This is a genomic window from Listeria immobilis (assembly GCF_014322845.1).
In the GTDB taxonomy this organism is placed as follows: domain Bacteria; phylum Bacillota; class Bacilli; order Lactobacillales; family Listeriaceae; genus Listeria; species Listeria immobilis.
Map to the genome: position 1 here is coordinate 96,742 of NZ_JAASUA010000005.1, position 15,596 is coordinate 112,337.

At 36.6% G+C, this 15,596-nt stretch carries 15 protein-coding genes, 1 other RNA gene and 1 riboswitch; of the genes, 2 read left to right on the forward strand and 14 right to left on the reverse strand.

Annotation, left to right across the window (positions count from 1 at the left end; all coding sequences use genetic code 11):
- Nucleotides 1-110 precede the first annotated feature (110 nt).
- The 8 genes from HCJ45_RS08220 to HCJ45_RS08255 all read right to left on the reverse strand — a co-directional run bounded on the left by HCJ45_RS08220 (nucleotide 111) and on the right by HCJ45_RS08255 (nucleotide 6,866).
- On the reverse strand, nucleotides 111-1,418 hold the full coding sequence (locus HCJ45_RS08220) for a nucleobase:cation symporter-2 family protein (protein ID WP_187124483.1): 1,308 nt from the start codon (nucleotides 1,416-1,418) through the stop codon (nucleotides 111-113).
- A gap of 6 nt (nucleotides 1,419-1,424) precedes the next feature.
- The gene (locus HCJ45_RS08225; RefSeq protein WP_187124484.1) at nucleotides 1,425-2,003 is read right to left on the reverse strand and encodes a xanthine phosphoribosyltransferase; all 579 of its coding nucleotides are present in this window, start codon (nucleotides 2,001-2,003) and stop codon (nucleotides 1,425-1,427) included.
- Between the two features lie 81 nt (nucleotides 2,004-2,084).
- Nucleotides 2,085-2,185: riboswitch (purine riboswitch) on the reverse strand.
- 44 nt (nucleotides 2,186-2,229) lie between these two features.
- The gene (locus HCJ45_RS08230) at nucleotides 2,230-3,738 is read right to left on the reverse strand and encodes a carboxypeptidase M32 (protein ID WP_187124485.1); all 1,509 of its coding nucleotides are present in this window, start codon (nucleotides 3,736-3,738) and stop codon (nucleotides 2,230-2,232) included.
- A 15-nt stretch (nucleotides 3,739-3,753) separates the two neighbouring features.
- Nucleotides 3,754-4,902, reverse strand: a complete 1,149-nt coding sequence (locus HCJ45_RS08235) for a THUMP domain-containing class I SAM-dependent RNA methyltransferase (RefSeq protein WP_185345207.1) — start codon at nucleotides 4,900-4,902, stop codon at nucleotides 3,754-3,756.
- A 162-nt stretch (nucleotides 4,903-5,064) separates the two neighbouring features.
- Nucleotides 5,065-5,447, reverse strand: an RNA gene (gene rnpB, locus HCJ45_RS08240) — RNase P RNA component class B.
- Nucleotides 5,448-5,483: 36 nt separating this feature from the next.
- Complete coding sequence (gene gpsB, locus HCJ45_RS08245) at nucleotides 5,484-5,825, reverse strand: cell division regulator GpsB (protein ID WP_185345209.1); 342 nt, start codon at nucleotides 5,823-5,825, stop codon at nucleotides 5,484-5,486.
- A gap of 130 nt (nucleotides 5,826-5,955) precedes the next feature.
- Nucleotides 5,956-6,504, reverse strand: coding sequence for an SLOG family protein (locus tag HCJ45_RS08250; RefSeq protein WP_187124486.1), 549 nt, complete (start codon nucleotides 6,502-6,504; stop codon nucleotides 5,956-5,958).
- Entirely contained in the window at nucleotides 6,501-6,866 is a 366-nt protein-coding gene (locus HCJ45_RS08255) for a YppE family protein (RefSeq protein ID WP_185345213.1), read from the reverse strand. Before HCJ45_RS08255 ends, HCJ45_RS08250 begins: the two co-directional genes overlap by 4 nt.
- A gap of 248 nt (nucleotides 6,867-7,114) precedes the next feature.
- Between HCJ45_RS08255 and recU the strand changes: the two genes are divergently transcribed.
- Nucleotides 7,115-7,723 carry a Holliday junction resolvase RecU gene (recU, locus tag HCJ45_RS08260; protein ID WP_187124487.1) on the forward strand — a complete coding sequence of 203 codons (609 nt, stop codon included), beginning with the start codon at nucleotides 7,115-7,117 and terminating at the stop codon, nucleotides 7,721-7,723.
- Between the two features lie 29 nt (nucleotides 7,724-7,752).
- Nucleotides 7,753-10,242, forward strand: coding sequence for a penicillin-binding protein 1A (locus HCJ45_RS08265; protein ID WP_187124488.1), 2,490 nt, complete (start codon nucleotides 7,753-7,755; stop codon nucleotides 10,240-10,242).
- 49 nt (nucleotides 10,243-10,291) lie between these two features.
- Here HCJ45_RS08265 and HCJ45_RS08270 read toward each other — a convergent pair whose 3' ends face one another.
- From HCJ45_RS08270 to HCJ45_RS08295, 6 genes are all read right to left on the reverse strand, one after another.
- Nucleotides 10,292-10,780 carry a YpoC family protein gene (locus HCJ45_RS08270; RefSeq protein ID WP_187124489.1) on the reverse strand — a complete coding sequence of 163 codons (489 nt, stop codon included), beginning with the start codon at nucleotides 10,778-10,780 and terminating at the stop codon, nucleotides 10,292-10,294.
- A complete protein-coding gene (nth, locus tag HCJ45_RS08275) occupies nucleotides 10,773-11,432 on the reverse strand; it encodes an endonuclease III (protein ID WP_187124546.1) in 660 nt (219 codons plus the stop codon). The genes HCJ45_RS08270 and nth overlap by 8 nt, the downstream gene beginning before the upstream one ends.
- A gap of 10 nt (nucleotides 11,433-11,442) precedes the next feature.
- Complete coding sequence (locus HCJ45_RS08280; protein ID WP_187124490.1) at nucleotides 11,443-12,162, reverse strand: DnaD domain-containing protein; 720 nt, start codon at nucleotides 12,160-12,162, stop codon at nucleotides 11,443-11,445.
- Nucleotides 12,163-12,309: 147 nt separating this feature from the next.
- Complete coding sequence (locus tag HCJ45_RS08285; RefSeq protein ID WP_246456534.1) at nucleotides 12,310-12,966, reverse strand: DNA alkylation repair protein; 657 nt, start codon at nucleotides 12,964-12,966, stop codon at nucleotides 12,310-12,312.
- 135 nt (nucleotides 12,967-13,101) lie between these two features.
- Nucleotides 13,102-14,394 carry an asparagine--tRNA ligase gene (asnS, locus tag HCJ45_RS08290; protein ID WP_185380793.1) on the reverse strand — a complete coding sequence of 431 codons (1,293 nt, stop codon included), beginning with the start codon at nucleotides 14,392-14,394 and terminating at the stop codon, nucleotides 13,102-13,104.
- Between the two features lie 13 nt (nucleotides 14,395-14,407).
- Nucleotides 14,408-15,589, reverse strand: a complete 1,182-nt coding sequence (locus HCJ45_RS08295) for a pyridoxal phosphate-dependent aminotransferase (protein ID WP_187124492.1) — start codon at nucleotides 15,587-15,589, stop codon at nucleotides 14,408-14,410.
- Nucleotides 15,590-15,596 lie beyond the last annotated feature (7 nt).

Consider the following 15,596-nt stretch of genomic DNA (forward strand, 5'->3'; position numbering starts at 1 on the left):
TAGAAAAACAGCAAAAAAACGAAATTGATATAGACCAATTCCGTTTTTAAATCAATAATTATTTATAATCATAAAGAAAAAAATAGCCCAATAAAAACTGTTTTATATTCTTATTCGGCATGTTGTGGTTCTGGATTTGTTGCTTCTTTTGTTTTACGATGCGGAATCATATTAAAAATAATATTAAGCGTAATCGCAGTAATACTTCCAGCAACAATTCCATTACTAGTAAATAAACGAACAAAAGCAGGAAAAGCATTAAATAAATCAGGCACAACAGTTACTCCTAATCCCACTCCGACTGAACAAGCAATAATCAATAAATTTTCTTGCGATGTAAAATTCACTTTGCCAAGCATTTTAATTCCTTGAGCTACAACCATTCCAAACATAGCTACCATCGCTCCACCAAGTACTGGCGTCGGAATAATTGTCGTTATGGCACCAATTTTAGGAATTAAACCTAGAATGATTAGGAAACCTGCCGTCGTATAAATAACTTTGCGTGTCTTTATTCCAGAAAGCTGTACTAAACCGACATTTTGCGAATAAGCCGTATATGGAAATGTATTAAATATACCTCCAAGCATAATCGCTAATCCTTCCGCACGATAGCCCCGTGTTAAATCTTTTTTGGTTAGTTTTCGCTCAGTTATATCTGATAGTGCAAAGTAAACACCTGTTGATTCAACCATGCTAACTAGCGCAATTAAAATCATTGTAATAATTGCCGGCCACTCAAAAGTCGGTGTCCCAAAATAAAATGGTTTTGGCAAATGGAACCAACTTGCTTCACTAACAGGACCAAGTGAAATCCCTTTATAAAGTGCCGCAAAAACAGAGCCGCCAACTAATCCAATTAAAACAGCAATTGCTTTAGAAAAACCTTGTCCAAAGCGGTAAACTAAAATAATTAATAATAATGTTCCAAATCCAAGACCAAGATTATACATGGAACCAAAATCTTTTGCCCCTTCACCACCAGCAAGATTATTGATTGCTACTGGAATGAGGGTTAAACCAATTACTGTCACAACAGAACCAGTTACAACAGGTGGAAAAAAACGTACAACTTTAGAGAAAAATGGTGCTATTAATAATACAAAAAGTCCAGAAACAATGATTGATCCGTAAATTGCTCCAATCCCCATATCTTGTCCAATTAAAATAATTGGCGCAATTGCTTGAACTGCACATCCTAATACAACAGGTAAACCAATACCAAAGAAGCGATTAACCGTTAATTGTAAGAGTGTTGCAATCCCGCACATAAAAATATCAATCGAAACTAAATAAGTCATTTCTTCCCCATTAAATCCAAGCGCCCCACCAATTAAAAGTGGAACGATAACTGCCCCAGCATACATCGCAAGGACATGTTGAAATCCTAAAGCTGCCAATTTCCCTTTACCTAACATTAACTTTTACTCCTCCTCTAAAAATAAGATCTCTTCGTTTTCAAGTGAAGCAATTCTAGCAAGTGAATAAATAGGAAGCCCCGTTTGATTTAATAAAGCTCGCCCTTGTTGAAATGATTTTTCAATTACAATGCCAATTCCAGCTACTTTGGCGCCAGCAAGTTCAGCAATTTCTAGTAAGCCGAGCGCAGCCTGTCCATTTGCAAGAAAATCATCAATAATTAAAATCGTATCCGTCTCTGTTAAAAACTGTTTGGAGACAGAAATATCATTCGATTCTTTTTTGGTGTAAGAATAAACCGTACTCGTATAAAGATTATCTGTAAGTGTAACCGATTTTTTCTTTCGAGCAAACACCACTGGAATAGAAAGCGCTAACCCCGCAAAAACAGCTGGAGCAATACCAGATGATTCAATTGTTATTATTTTGGTAATGCCTAAACCTTTGAATCTTTTTGCAAATTCATTTCCCATTTCTTGCATGAGATTAGGGTCAATTTGATGATTCAAAAAAGCATCTACTTTTAAGACATTCCCTGGTAAAACAGTCCCTTTTTCTTTAATAAATTCTTCCAGTAGTTTCAATGCTATTCTCCTTTCAAAATAAAAAAACTGCTCCTCTATTTTTAGAGAAGCAGTATAGAAGCCACCAAAATGCCTAGTGACTTCGTTATACAAACTACTCATAGTCCGGTTATTTACGGTAACCAGGTAGAAACTCGTCGCCCAATCGCAACTATTATACAAGTATTTCATTATTGAGTTATGTTGTTTATTATAGCTTTCTCAAGTAGGGAGGTCAAGCTAATTTTTATTCAGTAAATTGATATACATACGCATACCTTTTTTCTAGTAGATCTAGTAAGTAGTTTGGATTCAGCCCTTCTCCGGTTGTGTCGGTTATTATTTCCAATGGTTTTTTTGTTTTACCAAATTGATGTACCTGTTTGGTTAGCCACGTTTTTAATGGAGTGTAGTCGTCACTTGCAATAATTGCATCCATATTCGGAATTTCTTGTTGCATTTGGTGATAGAACTGCGCCGCATACATTAGCCCAAGAGCGTACGACGGGAAGTAACCAAAATCACCGCCAGCCCAGTGAATATCTTGTAAAACGCCATTTGTATCGGAATCTGGACGAATACCCAAATACTCTTCATATTTATCTCCCCATGCTTTCGGTAAATCTTTCACTTCTAAATCACCATTAATTAAAGCTTTTTCAAGTTCATAACGGATCATAATATGAAGAGGATAAGTTAGTGTGTCTGCTTCAATCCGAATTAAGGAGCTTTCCGAAATATTTACAGCTCGGTAAAAATCTTCTAACTTCACCGCATCAAAAGCTGGTTTTGTAATAGCTTGAAAATCCGCATAATTACTTTTCCAAAATGCCAAACTAGAACCAATAATAATTTCATAAAATAACGATTGTGATTCATGAATTCCCATAGAAGCACCATTCGCAAGTGGTGTTCCGACAAGTTTAGCAGCAAAATTTTGTTCATAAATGGCATGTCCGCCTTCATGAATGGTACCAAAAACAGCCATTTTAAAATCATTTTCATTATAACGCGTGGTAATTCGCACATCACCAGTATTTAATCCGGTCGCAAATGGATGTACAGTTTCATCTAAGCGACCTGCTTCAAAATCAAATCCCATTTTATTTAAAATTCGAATGCTAAATTCTTTTTGTTTTGCTTTAGAAATTTTTGTATTTAAAATGGATGCATCTGGATTTATTCCCTTAGTCGCAATTTTTTCCCGAATCGCCATGATACCATCACGCACTTTTTCAAATACAGAATCAAGCACAGCAACCGTTACACCCGGCTCATATTGATCAAGCAGCGTATCATATTTATTTTCATCATAGCCCCAATATTCCACAAATTTTCGCTTCATTTCCAAAATTTTCGTCAAAAATGGTTCAAAAGCTGCGAAATCATTTTGTTCGCGTGCGGTTGTCCAAGCTGTCTCTGCCTGTGCTACTAGTTTTGTATATTCCGCATATTCCTTACTTGGGATTTTTTTATTTAAGTCATAGTTTTTTTGACTTTCTTCCAATGTTTTACGAGTTATTTCTGAAAGATTTTCTTTATTTAAATTCAGTTCAGCAATAAAAGCAGCCATTTCTTCTGAGGTTTGCATATTGAAAATCTCTTCAGAAAGAACGCCAATGACATCCGAACGCCCTTCCATTCCTTTGGCTGGCGCTCCAGTACGAAGATCCCAATAAACTAATGCTAATGCTTCTTCAAGTGCTTCCATTTTTTTAATATACGCTAAAAATTCTGCTTCTAATGTTTCTACCAAATCTAACTCCCCCATTCAGTCTTCTTTTTTTACACGAGGTTTTCTTGGACCCCAGTATTGATACAAATCTGTTCGTAAATAGCCATTATATAATTTCCGTTTTTTAGTTGCTTTTTTGCCATAAACTTCTTCAAATAATTCATAAGAAGTAAGGACATATACCGACCAAGTAGGCATTCTTTTATAAACAATGCCCATTTCACGATAAAGCTGGCGAACTGCTTCCTCATCCTCTAGTCGCTCCCCGTATGGCGGATTCGCAACAACCACACCATATTCATCTTCTGTTTGGAAATCTGCAACTTGTAGCTGTCTAAAGGTAATCAAATCACCAAGACCAGCTTCTACCGCATTTTGTTTAGCAATTTCAATTAAGCGTGCATCAATGTCTCCACCGATAATATTTAAAGGTTGCTCATAATTCGCTAAATTTTCCGCTTCTAGCCTAGCATCAGCCCACACTTGTTTTGGCATCCAATCCCAAGTTTCCGATACAAATTCACGATTAAAACCAGGAGCAATATTTTGACCAATTAAAGCCGCTTCAATCGGAATCGTTCCAGAACCACAAACCGGATCATAAAAAGGTCTATCTGGATGCCAGCTCGTAAGTAATACAAGCGCCGCTGCCATCGTTTCTTTAATAGGCGCGCTACCTTGTGCTAATCGATAACCACGTTTATGTAATCCCGGACCACTTGTATCAATTGTTAATGTAACTTCATCTTTTAAAATAGAAACTTCCAACTTAAAAAGTGCCCCTGTTTCCATTAATCGACCAGAGCGGCGATATTTTTCACTAACACGATTCACTATTGCTTTTTTCACAATTGCTTGACAGTCAGGTACACTATAAAGCGTGGATTTAACAGACTTACCAGCAACAGGAAACTGCGCATCTAATGGTAAATAGGATTCCCATGGCAATGCTTTTGTTTTTTCAAATAATTCATCAAATGTTGTCGCTTTAAAAACACCTACAACAATTTTCACACGGTCAGCTACACGTAACCATAAATTTGCTCTGGCAATAGCCGATAAATCTCCTTCAAAATAAACTTTACCATTTTCTACTTTTGGTTCGTAGCCCAAACGTGCTACTTCTTTTCCAACAATCGCTTCTAAACCGGAAGCTGCTGTTGCCACCAACTGAAATGTTTTCATAGTGTCCCATCCTTTATTTAAATTTCTAATGAAAAAAAGCTGTTTTAAAAGGTGGAAGCGATTGTTTTAAATAGGCATTCAACCAGGTCGAACACCACCTTAAAACTTGCGCTCCGGCCTTCTAAAACAGCCTTCAATGTTAAATTCATCCTGCAAATAACGCTCTGTAAGCCATGTTCTGTTCTTTACTATATACAGGGTAATAGTAAAGAGATAACCATCTATCTGCGCGAAAATACATTCGCACCTCGTCCCTTGTTCTTGATTCCTCGGGAAAAGTGCCCCTACCATAAGTTTGAGTTTCTCGCTCGTGGGGTTTACCTCGTTCCACTTCCGAGCATTTCTGCCGGAACTTCGTCACTGTGGCACCTTCAAGGTTATAAGACCATATCTAAAAGACTTAGGTCATTCACCTGCCGTCAAACCGGAAATCCGGAATGCCCTGGCTTATTGTTTGACCAGGCACGATCACTACGGGCATCACAGCACCGTGCGAGCATGGACTTTCCTCTGCTCTCCTAAGAAAACAGCGATTATCCGAACGTTATTCATGTTTTGTTAACTTACTAATACTAGCACACCTATTCGTTATCGTCCAGCTTATTTCCAAAAACATGCTTTTCTAAATTAGAAAGTCGTTTTAAAATATCAAAGTTGGTCGTTCCAGCTGGTTGTGTTGCTGCACGAAATGCTGGTGCTGGCTGTGCTGCTGTTTTTACAGGTGCATTGTCTAATTCTTGTACTAAACGAATATTTTCAGCTTGAAGTGCTTCAATTTCTTGTGTAAAAGTACTATAATCTTTGATAACCATGTCTAAAAATTCATCGACATCTTCCGGATTATATCCACGAAGCCCTGTTTTAAATTCTTTTTCCAAAATTTCTTTACCAGTTAAGAAATACTCAAATTGTTCCGAAGTCATGTAACTCCACCTCTATCTCTATTCTTACATATTTTTGTTCTAGTTATATACTTACCCTTATTTTTCCAAATCTCACACCATTTGTCAATCTATACGGATATTTTTTCTAAAATCACTGTAGCGACCTATTTTAAAACGCTTGATTCATATCATCCACTACATCTTGCAGGGCATAAAAGTCAATACATTCTAAATAATAATCCGATTGTTCCTTCGCAAGTTTCGCACGTTCATAAAAGAATTTTGGCGACCCTTCTTTTTCTATATCATAAACTAGTAAAGCTCCATCTGTATTATCAATAATAAAACTATCTTTAGCTGCGAACTGAGCTGGATTTTCATACGGTCGTTTGGTAATGTGCGCATGATAATCAGCAGCCGCAAGTATCTCATTCGCCCATAATTGATTAGCCTCATTCCAATTAGAACTTTGCGCTTCGAACGGCTCTAAAACAGCCAGTTTCAATGCGTATTCATCCGCTTTAAGTTCTATAACTACTTCCCCTGCCCACAGTTCAATTCCAAGCTGCCCAGAAATGATAACCCATTCTAATCCATCTTCTATAAGTGGAATAAGCTGACGTTTTATTGTTTCCTTTATATAAGTGGCTTCATCCGCATCTTTTTTAAAAATTCCTAACTCAAAATTTTTATATCCAGTTACTGCGATGGATTTCACATCAATTCCTCTTTTCTTTTTAAGAAATCTCTAACTCTTGTTAATGTATACTTAGTGGATTCATAGTGATCTAGGAAGTGCTTATAAAATGACTTTCCATTAAAAGCGCTAACTGCTGTCATTTGGATATTATCAGATGCTTGTTTTAGTTGGAGCTCTCCCAAATAAGGTGGTCGCTCTTTATTTACCCATGGAATAGCTAACTCTAAAAATTCATCTGCTAGCCTCTTCGCTTCATCTACAAACGGTTTCATATCTTTATAAAAATCAAACGGTTGTGCTTCTTCACGATTCCTTAAATACAGTTCCCAATTTTTTTCATTTTGAAGAAGTAATTTTTCCGTGCGTTCTAAAAGTTCCATACTATCACTCTTTCTTTCACAATTTCATCTACTTTCAGGATAGCATAAGAGGGAAAATCTTGCCTAAAATTAGATTATTGACGAAAATGTGGTAAAATAGACGAAGGTACGTTCTATTTTCAAGTTAAATTCTTGCTAAAAAGAGGTATTCTTCATTTAACTTAGACTATCATTTTCATTTTTATTTGTTATAATAGATGTTAGTCTAAAATTCAGAATAGAAATTTTCTGATAGAGGTGAGAAAAAAATGGCTATTGGCTATCCTAATGGCAAGAAATATGCAGTGAGTCATAAAGAATCCATTCCGAAAAAAAAACGGAAAACAGAGGTTACTTATGGCAAACGTGGTATGTCTTTAGAAGATGACTTAAATGATACAATCGCTTACTATTTAGCGCAAAATATGGCCGTCATCCATAAAAAACCTACCCCTGTTCAAATTGTCAGTGTAGATTATCCAAAAAGAAGTAGTGCAAAAATTAAGGAAGCCTACTTTAAAACACCATCTACCACAGATTACAACGGTGTTTATAAAGGAAAGTATATTGATTTCGAAGCAAAAGAAACCCAAAATACCACTTCCTTTCCACTAAGTAATTTTCATGATCACCAAATGACACATATGACAAATGTCTTAAAACAAAATGGGATAGTTTTTGTCATTATCGCCTTCCAAAAATTAGGAGAAACTCATTTCATTCCATTTGAAAAGTTTTACCCTTTTTGGGAACGAATGCAGAATGGCGGAAGAAAATCCGTTACTTTAGCAGAAATACAAGATGTATCAGACCAAATTCCTTATGGTCTAAATCCAAGGCTTGACTTTTTGAAAACAGTCGAAAAAATATACTTCTAGTCAACCTTTTTAAAGGAGAGAGATTTTTAATGGCAGATAAACCGCAGACAAGATCTCAGTATCGCAACAAACAAAATGGCAATTCTAAAAAGAATCCGCCAAAACGAGGAAAACGTGTTGTCGCTAACATTTTCAAAACGATTTTCTTTGCAGGATTATTTTTAGCATTTTTTGGTGTTGCGGCTGGTGCAACGGTCTTTTACGATTACGCGAAAGATGCACCTAAACTGACCGACTCCAAGCTACGAGATCCACTTTCATCTAAGTTACTTGATAAAGATGGGAAGGTTTTCGCAGAAGTTGGAACCGAACGGCGGGAATATATTGAATACAAAGATATACCAGACACCTTGAAAGATGCAATTCTAACTACAGAAGATGCACGTTTCTATGAACATGATGGGATTGACCCTATTCGTCTTGGTGGGGCTGTAATTGCCAATTTCAAAGACGGATTTGGTTCGGAAGGTGCAAGTACACTTTCGCAGCAGATTATCAAAATGTCTTATTTAGACTACACCAATAAAACATTAGCAAGAAAAGCCCAAGAAGCATGGCTTGCACTTCAATTGGAACAAAAATATAGCAAAGATGACATATTAGAAATTTATGTCAATAAGGTTTATATGTCTGATCGTGTCCACGGAATGCAAACAGCTTCTAAACATTTTTATGGTAAGAGCTTAAATGATATAACCTTGGCACAAACAGCTCTAATTGCTGGTATGCCACAAAGTCCAAATAATTATAATCCTTATGACCACCCTGAAGCTTCTAAAAAACGTCGTGATCAAGTGCTAACAAATATGTATACACATGATAAAATCACAAAAGACGAAATGACAGCTGCACAGAATACACCTATAAATACTGGACTCCGTTCGAAAGAAGACCGTGAAGATAAAATTTATAAATATGATTCTTATGTCACACAAGTTTTAAGTGAGATTCCAAAAGATTATGATGTTTATCGAGATGGTTTAACTATTTATACAGCCCTTGATCGTGACGCTCAAGAGTATACCGAAAAAATGCTAAATACAAATGAAATTGTTAACTTCACTGATGATGAAATGCAAGCTGGGATTGTCTTACAAGATACAAAAACCGGCCGTGTTCAAGCAATCGGTGGAGGACGTAACCAAACCGTTACACGTGGCTACAATTACGCAACGCAAGTAAAACGTTCTGTTGGGTCCACTATGAAACCAATTGCCGATTACGGTCCAGCCTTTGAATATTTAGACTGGTCCACCGCGCATATTTTGGAAGATGAACCTTATACGTATACTGGTGGAACGCCTATTAATAACTGGGATTTCGCTTATAAAGGTCCGATTTCTGTTCGTCAAGCGCTTTATCAATCAAGAAATATTCCAGCATTGAAAACACTTCAAGCAGTTGGATTAGAAAAATCTGAGCAATTCGTTAATAAACTTGGTATTACTTATGATGAGGGACAAAATGTAGAGTCTAATTCTATCGGTGCAAATAGTTCCAATCCAATGCAAATGGCTGGTGCATATGCTGCATTCGGAAATAAAGGAATTTACAATAAACCTCATACAGTGACCAAAATCGTCTTATCTGATGGACAAACGGAAATTGACACGGAACCAAAAAGCACAGTAGCAATGAAAGAATCCACTGCTTATATGATTTCAGATGTTCTTAAAGATGTTTTATCCATCGGTACAGGTACATCAGCAGCAGTCCCAGGTATCCCTGCAGCTGGTAAAACAGGTACAACAAATATACCTCCTGAATTCACATCACAATACTACTACCCTGGTGGTGCGGCTCGTGATTCGTGGTTCGCAGGTTATACAACAAATTATTCTATCGCAGTTTGGACTGGCTACGATGATAAGAAAAAATATGTTTCGGCAAGTGAACAAAAAATTGCCCAATATATGTTTAGTAAATTAATGGCACATGCTTCAAAAGGAAAAACAACCGAAGACTTCAAAATGCCAAATAATCTTGTTTCTATTCCAATTCTAAAAGGTAGCAACCCAATTGCTCGTGCTGCATCTGGTACATCAAGCGACAAAGTAAGCTATGAATTATTCATCGCCGGCACTGCACCAACAAGAACTGCTTCTACACCAGAAGATGAGAAAAAGAAAAAAGAAGCAGCCGCGAAGAAAAAAGCAGAAGAAGAAGCGAAGAAAAAGCAAACAGATGAAGAGAAAAAAGAAGCAGAAGAGAAAAAGAAAGAAGAAGAAGCAAAGAAAAAAGCAGAGGAAGAAGCTAAAAATAAACAAGTTGCTGCCCCAGCCGGCTTAAGGGCAAGTTACGATGCCAATTCGAAGCAAATTAATGCTTCTTGGGGGGCAGTGGACGGAGCTACTTATGCTGTAACTGTAAATGGAACAACAACCAACGTTTCCTCCACGTCTGTCTCAGTTAGTGGTGGTAATCCAGGCGATACTATATCCATTAGTGTCGTCGCCATAAAAGATGGTAACCGAAGTCCCGCGGCTTCAACAACTGTCAATATTCCAGCAGCTGAATAGTAAAATTAAAAGAGTGAAAGATTTTTAAAAATCTTTCACTCTTTTTTGCTTACTTTTTAGCAATTAATTTGCGTTGTTCTAATACTAATTCATTTAACTGACGAAAGCCTAAATAAGTATTTCCACGTTTTAATACATATTCCAGTCGTTCATCCAAATTAAGAGGCTTCATTTCAAGTGTTGTTATCTGTTCCATTAAATTATCTAGCTGAACTGGCCGATGATTACTCCAAAATAAAATAGATAAAAATATACCAAGTGCATCTCGAACAACTGTTGGCGCTGGTTTTTTATGAACTTTTAACTCTGCTTCCATACTTTCTGCTAGGTTGGTCATATGTTTAGCAAGTTTGCGACATGCTTTATCTGTTTGATTTTTCCAAGGAAGAACGCCAGCCCCTTTAGTATAAAATTGCTGTTCCTGCCAAAAAGGTAAACTACTTACATAAATTGATTCAGGATCAAACTCTTCTGCCACAACATCTGGCGCAGGGAAATCGGGATGAGTTAACTCCACTGCATATTTAAATTCAGCCATCAAATCCCCTCTCTTTCGCTTGTTTTTTTCCTTCACGGCATAAATAAAGAAGCGGACATGTTGGGCATTCCGGCTTTCTTGCTTTACAATGATATCTACCAAAGAAAATCATATAGTGATGCGCATCGGACCATAGTTCTTTTGGTAATTTTCGTTTTAATGTTTCTTCTACTTCTACAACAGAATCTTTCCATCTACATATACCAAGCCGTTTACTAATTCGTTCTACATGTGTATCAACAGCAATTGCAGGTACACCAAAACCTACTGATAATACGACATTAGCAGTTTTTCTACCTACGCCTGGTAAGCTTTCTAGTTCTTTATGTGTCCGCGGCACTTCCCCGTTAAATTCAGTTAGTAGTTTTTGTGATAAGCCTTGAATATTTTTTGCTTTATTTCGATATAAACCAATGGAGCGAATATCATCCATTAATTCTTCCAAAGAAACAGCTAAATAATCTTCTGGTTTATGGTATTTTTCAAAAAGAGAAGCTGTTACACGGTTTACTAGCACATCCGTACATTGTGCTGATAAAACCACTGCTACTAGCAATTCAAATGTATTTTTATGAACTAACTCACAGTGAGCAGCTGGAAACATTTGGGCCATTTCTTCTATGCATAATACTGTTTGTTTATTAGTTAGCAATTTAGTTACTTCACCCTTTTCTTTTTTCAAGCCAGTCATATAATGGAATCGAACCGGCGCTTTTTTTCACTTCTTCTTTCTTTATTGTTTGCGTAGTTTTTCCGTTTTGATGAAACTCTTCGGCAACTCGTTTGGCATCTTCTACGGTTTTTACGCCTTGTTTCGTCCAATTAAGTAAAATCCTATCAATATAGCGGAAATTTAATTTTTGTGAAATAACCGCTTCTTTTAATGCTTCTTTTATTAGCTCAGGACTGGTTTTATCTTGGTCTAACCAAGCAGACAACATTTCTGCTTCCATCGGTGAAAGTGGTCGTCCAAATTCAGCTTCAAAAAGGCTATATAAATTGGTTTGTTTTTCGATTTGCTTTTCTTGTCTACCTTCTGCTTCGATATTTTCATATAAAGCTGCGAGTTTCCCCCAAAGTGGCGCTAAACTATAACGTTCGGAAATCATTTGAGAAGCATCTTGGCTTTGTTCAATAGCAATCATCCCTTTTTTTAAAAGCGAATCCATTATTTTAATTGTTTCTTCTAATCGTAATGTTGTTCGCACTGTTAACATCTCCATAGAAGGGAAAAATTCAGCATTCGCAGCAAAGGATTGAATTTGAAGTAATAACATCATTTCTAGTTCATTTAAGCCAACTACAGTATAATTTTTCACTAACACTTGTGGCAAAGTTACTTGCCCTTCATTCATCCAGTTTTCAAGCATTTTTGGATTCATTTTAAACACCTCACTACAAAATTATAACATGGTTTTCAGGTGAAAAATATAAAAGTAGTGATAAAATAATGAAATCCAATAGAAAATGCATTTATCACTAGAAAAAAATTAGCAGACTACTCTCCTAATTTTCTCCAGTAACGCTTTTTATTTCGTTTGTCGTTTTTTCACTTCTATTGCGATGAACTCTGGTAAATAGTCAGGTGTACATCCTTTTGCAACTACCTCATCTTTGTAAAGTCCTGTTTTTTCTCCAATGTTAATACAACGTGCCCGATATTTCTCGTCATAAACGCCTATCCAAGCAGCCGTAAAATTCATTGCCCACTTTACTTCTGGTTCCTCTTGCATTATGGATGTTTCTATCACAGACAACAAGTCTTCCGTATTATCAGGTGGTGTTTGTCCCGTCCATCTAAGACGTGCTTGATAATACCAGTAAGTGCGTCTTTGCAAAGAAGAAGGACTGTTTTCCCAGCTCTCCATTAGTGCAATAGTCTTTTTATCTTTCATCAGCTGATTGGCCATTAACCAATCCATTAAATTATTTCGTTCATTATAAGAATGAATCTGCATATCTTTATCCAATTGATTTAAAAAAGCTTGATCAAGCGCTTTTTTATCCATAATTAAAATCGCTAATAGTCTTGGAAAATATTCTTTTGTTGACCAAAGTTCCATAGCCAGCTCATGATCTTTTTTGTATACTTTTGCAAGCTTCCTAATATCACCCAGCTTTGTTTTTTCATCAAATTCCTTTAAAATAGCTGCAACTTCTGAAGTACGCTTACTTTTCTTATCCATCTTTTTCATCCTCCGTTATTACATATATTTTAACTACTCACTATAATTGATGATAAACCTATTTACTTATTTATATAGTAGCATAAAAAATAGAGACATATTTATTATGCCTCTATCTTAAATGAAATTATTTTATTATGGATATAAACGATTTAGTAAACGTGGGAATGGAATAGTTTCACGAACATGTTCCGTTCCTGAAATCCATGCAACTGTCCGTTCAAGTCCAAGTCCAAAGCCTGAATGTGGAACTGAACCATAGCGAGCTAAATCAATATACCAGCTATAAGCTTCTTGGTCTAAATCAAAGTCTTTCATCCGTGCTTGCAGTGTTTCTAAGTCATGAATACGTTCAGAACCACCAATGATTTCACCGTAACCTTCTGGCGCAATCATATCAGCACATAGTACCACTTGATCGTTTTCTGGATCTTCTGGCATATAAAATGGTTTAATTGCTTTTGGATAGTGAGTAATAAAAACTGGTTTTTCAAAACTATCCGCAATGGCTGTTTCATGTGGAGCGCCAAAATCATCACCCCAAACAATATCATCAAAGCCTAATTTGTGTAATAAATCAATTGCTTCCGTGTAAGTAATCCGCGGAAACGGTGCAACCATTTTTTCTAAATGCGTTATATCGCGTCCAAGGCGATCAAGTTCCAAGCGACAATTATCAAGTACTGCTTTCACTAAAAAGGCCACATAGTTTTCTTGCACTTTTAAACTATCTTCCAATTTATAAAATGCCATCTCTGGTTCAATCATCCAGAATTCAATTAAATGACGACGTGTTTTTGATTTTTCAGCGCGGAATGTTGGACCAAAGGAGAATACTTTACCAAATGCCATCGCAGCAGCTTCCATATATAATTGACCACTTTGAGAAAGAAAAGCATCTTCATCAAAATATTTGGTATGGAAAAGTTCGGTTGTTCCTTCTGGTGCACTACCAGTCAAAATTGGTGGATCAATTTTTAAAAAGCCTTCTTGATTGAAAAATTCGTATGTAGCACGAATAATTTCATTTCGAATTTTCATAATCGCATGTTGCCGATTAGAACGTAACCATAAATGACGATGGTCCATTAAGAATTCTGTTCCATGCTCTTTTGGTGTAATTGGATAGTCATGAGATTCACTAATTACTTCCACACCAGAAACAGCCATCTCATAACCAAACGGAGAGCGTGTATCTTCGTTAATTGTACCTGTAACAAAAAGGCTTGTTTCTTGGGTTAACGCTTTTGCATCAGCAAAAACTTCTTCGCCCACTTCTGCTTTTACGACAACGCCTTGCATAAAACCAGTTCCATCACGTAATTGCAAGAAAGCAATTTTACCACTTGAGCGTTTATTCGCTAGCCATGCACCTATTGTTACTTCTTTTCCGACAAATTCGGATGCTTGATTAATTGTTATTTTCACTTGTCTACACTCCCTAATTCATAAAACTTTTTATTCGATTTATAGCTTCTTGGAATAAGTCTGGATTTGTCGCATAAGAAAGGCGTATATAATCGGGCATCCCAAATCCTGAGCCGGGAATGACTGCGACTTTCGCTTCTTCCAAAAGAGCTGCTACAAAAGCATCTACATCCTGAAAACCTTTTTTATCGGCCGCTTCTTTTGCATCAATAAAGAAGTAAAAAGCGCCATCGGGTTTTTTTGGTTTAAATCCTGGAATACTTTTTAATTCTGGGTAAAAGCGTTCCATTCGTGCTTCAAAAGCTTGATACATTTTTTCAGGAATTTCTTGGCTACCAACATAAGCTTCTAGCGCTGCATATTGTGCATTAGCAGTAGGATTACTCGTCATATGATCCGCAAGTTTACTCATTCCAGCAATGATTTCTTTATTCGCAGCAGCGTAGCCAATTCGCCAACCTGTCATTGAATAAGCTTTCGATACACCGTTAATGAGAATTGTTAAATCGTACAAGCGGTCGCTTAAACTTGCAATCGAAACCAGCTCTTGCTTATTGCCATAATATAACTTTTCGTAAATTTCATCTGACACAATATAAATTTGATGCTTTTCTGCTACAGCCCCAATTTCCGCTAACTCTTTTTTACTATAACACATACCGGACGGATTATTGGGTGAGTTTAAAACAACTGCTTTGGTTTTTTCTGTAATTGCTTGCTCAAAATCGTTTGCAGACATTTTAAAATCTGCATCAAAACCTGTTTCTACAAAAACAGGAACTCCCCCAGCTAATTTGACTTGCTCTGGATAAGTAACCCAATAAGGAACAGGAATAATAACTTCATCACCTGGATCTAATATCGTTTGAAACGCGGAATATAATACATGTTTTGCACCAGTTCCTACAAAAATTTGATTTGTTTCATAGGTTAATGACTGGTCTTTTGCTAATTTATCCACAATAGCTTGCTTTAAATCAATAATCCCGCTTGAAGGTGTATATTTAGTGAATCCTTTTTCCATAGACTCCACCGCTGCATCAATTATATTTTGCGGAGTATTAAAATCTGGCTCCCCAGCACCTAATCCGATAACATCTATTCCTTCTTGTTTCATTTGTTTCGCTTTTGCCGTAATCGCAAGTGTTGGCGACGGTGCCACTCCTTTGACACGGCTAGATAAAGGTAATTCCATTTAGTTC

Excerpts from the sequence above, each read along its gene's own strand:
- HCJ45_RS08255 (WP_185345213.1), bottom strand. The coding sequence starts at position 6,866 with ATGGAACTTTTAGAACGCACGGAAAAATTACTTCTTCAAAATGAAAAA.
- HCJ45_RS08295 (WP_187124492.1), bottom strand. The coding sequence starts at position 15,589 with ATGGAATTACCTTTATCTAGCCGTGTCAAAGGAGTGGCACCGTCGCCA.
- HCJ45_RS08265 (WP_187124488.1), top strand. The coding sequence starts at position 7,753 with ATGGCAGATAAACCGCAGACAAGATCTCAGTATCGCAACAAACAAAAT.
- HCJ45_RS08220 (WP_187124483.1), bottom strand. The coding sequence starts at position 1,418 with ATGTTAGGTAAAGGGAAATTGGCAGCTTTAGGATTTCAACATGTCCTT.
- HCJ45_RS08235 (WP_185345207.1), bottom strand. The coding sequence starts at position 4,902 with ATGAAAACATTTCAGTTGGTGGCAACAGCAGCTTCCGGTTTAGAAGCG.
- gpsB (WP_185345209.1), bottom strand. The coding sequence starts at position 5,825 with ATGACTTCGGAACAATTTGAGTATTTCTTAACTGGTAAAGAAATTTTG.
- HCJ45_RS08280 (WP_187124490.1), bottom strand. The coding sequence starts at position 12,162 with ATGAATCCAAAAATGCTTGAAAACTGGATGAATGAAGGGCAAGTAACT.
- recU (WP_187124487.1), top strand. The coding sequence starts at position 7,115 with ATGGCTATTGGCTATCCTAATGGCAAGAAATATGCAGTGAGTCATAAA.
- HCJ45_RS08285 (WP_246456534.1), bottom strand. The coding sequence starts at position 12,966 with ATGGATAAGAAAAGTAAGCGTACTTCAGAAGTTGCAGCTATTTTAAAG.
- HCJ45_RS08270 (WP_187124489.1), bottom strand. The coding sequence starts at position 10,780 with ATGGCTGAATTTAAATATGCAGTGGAGTTAACTCATCCCGATTTCCCT.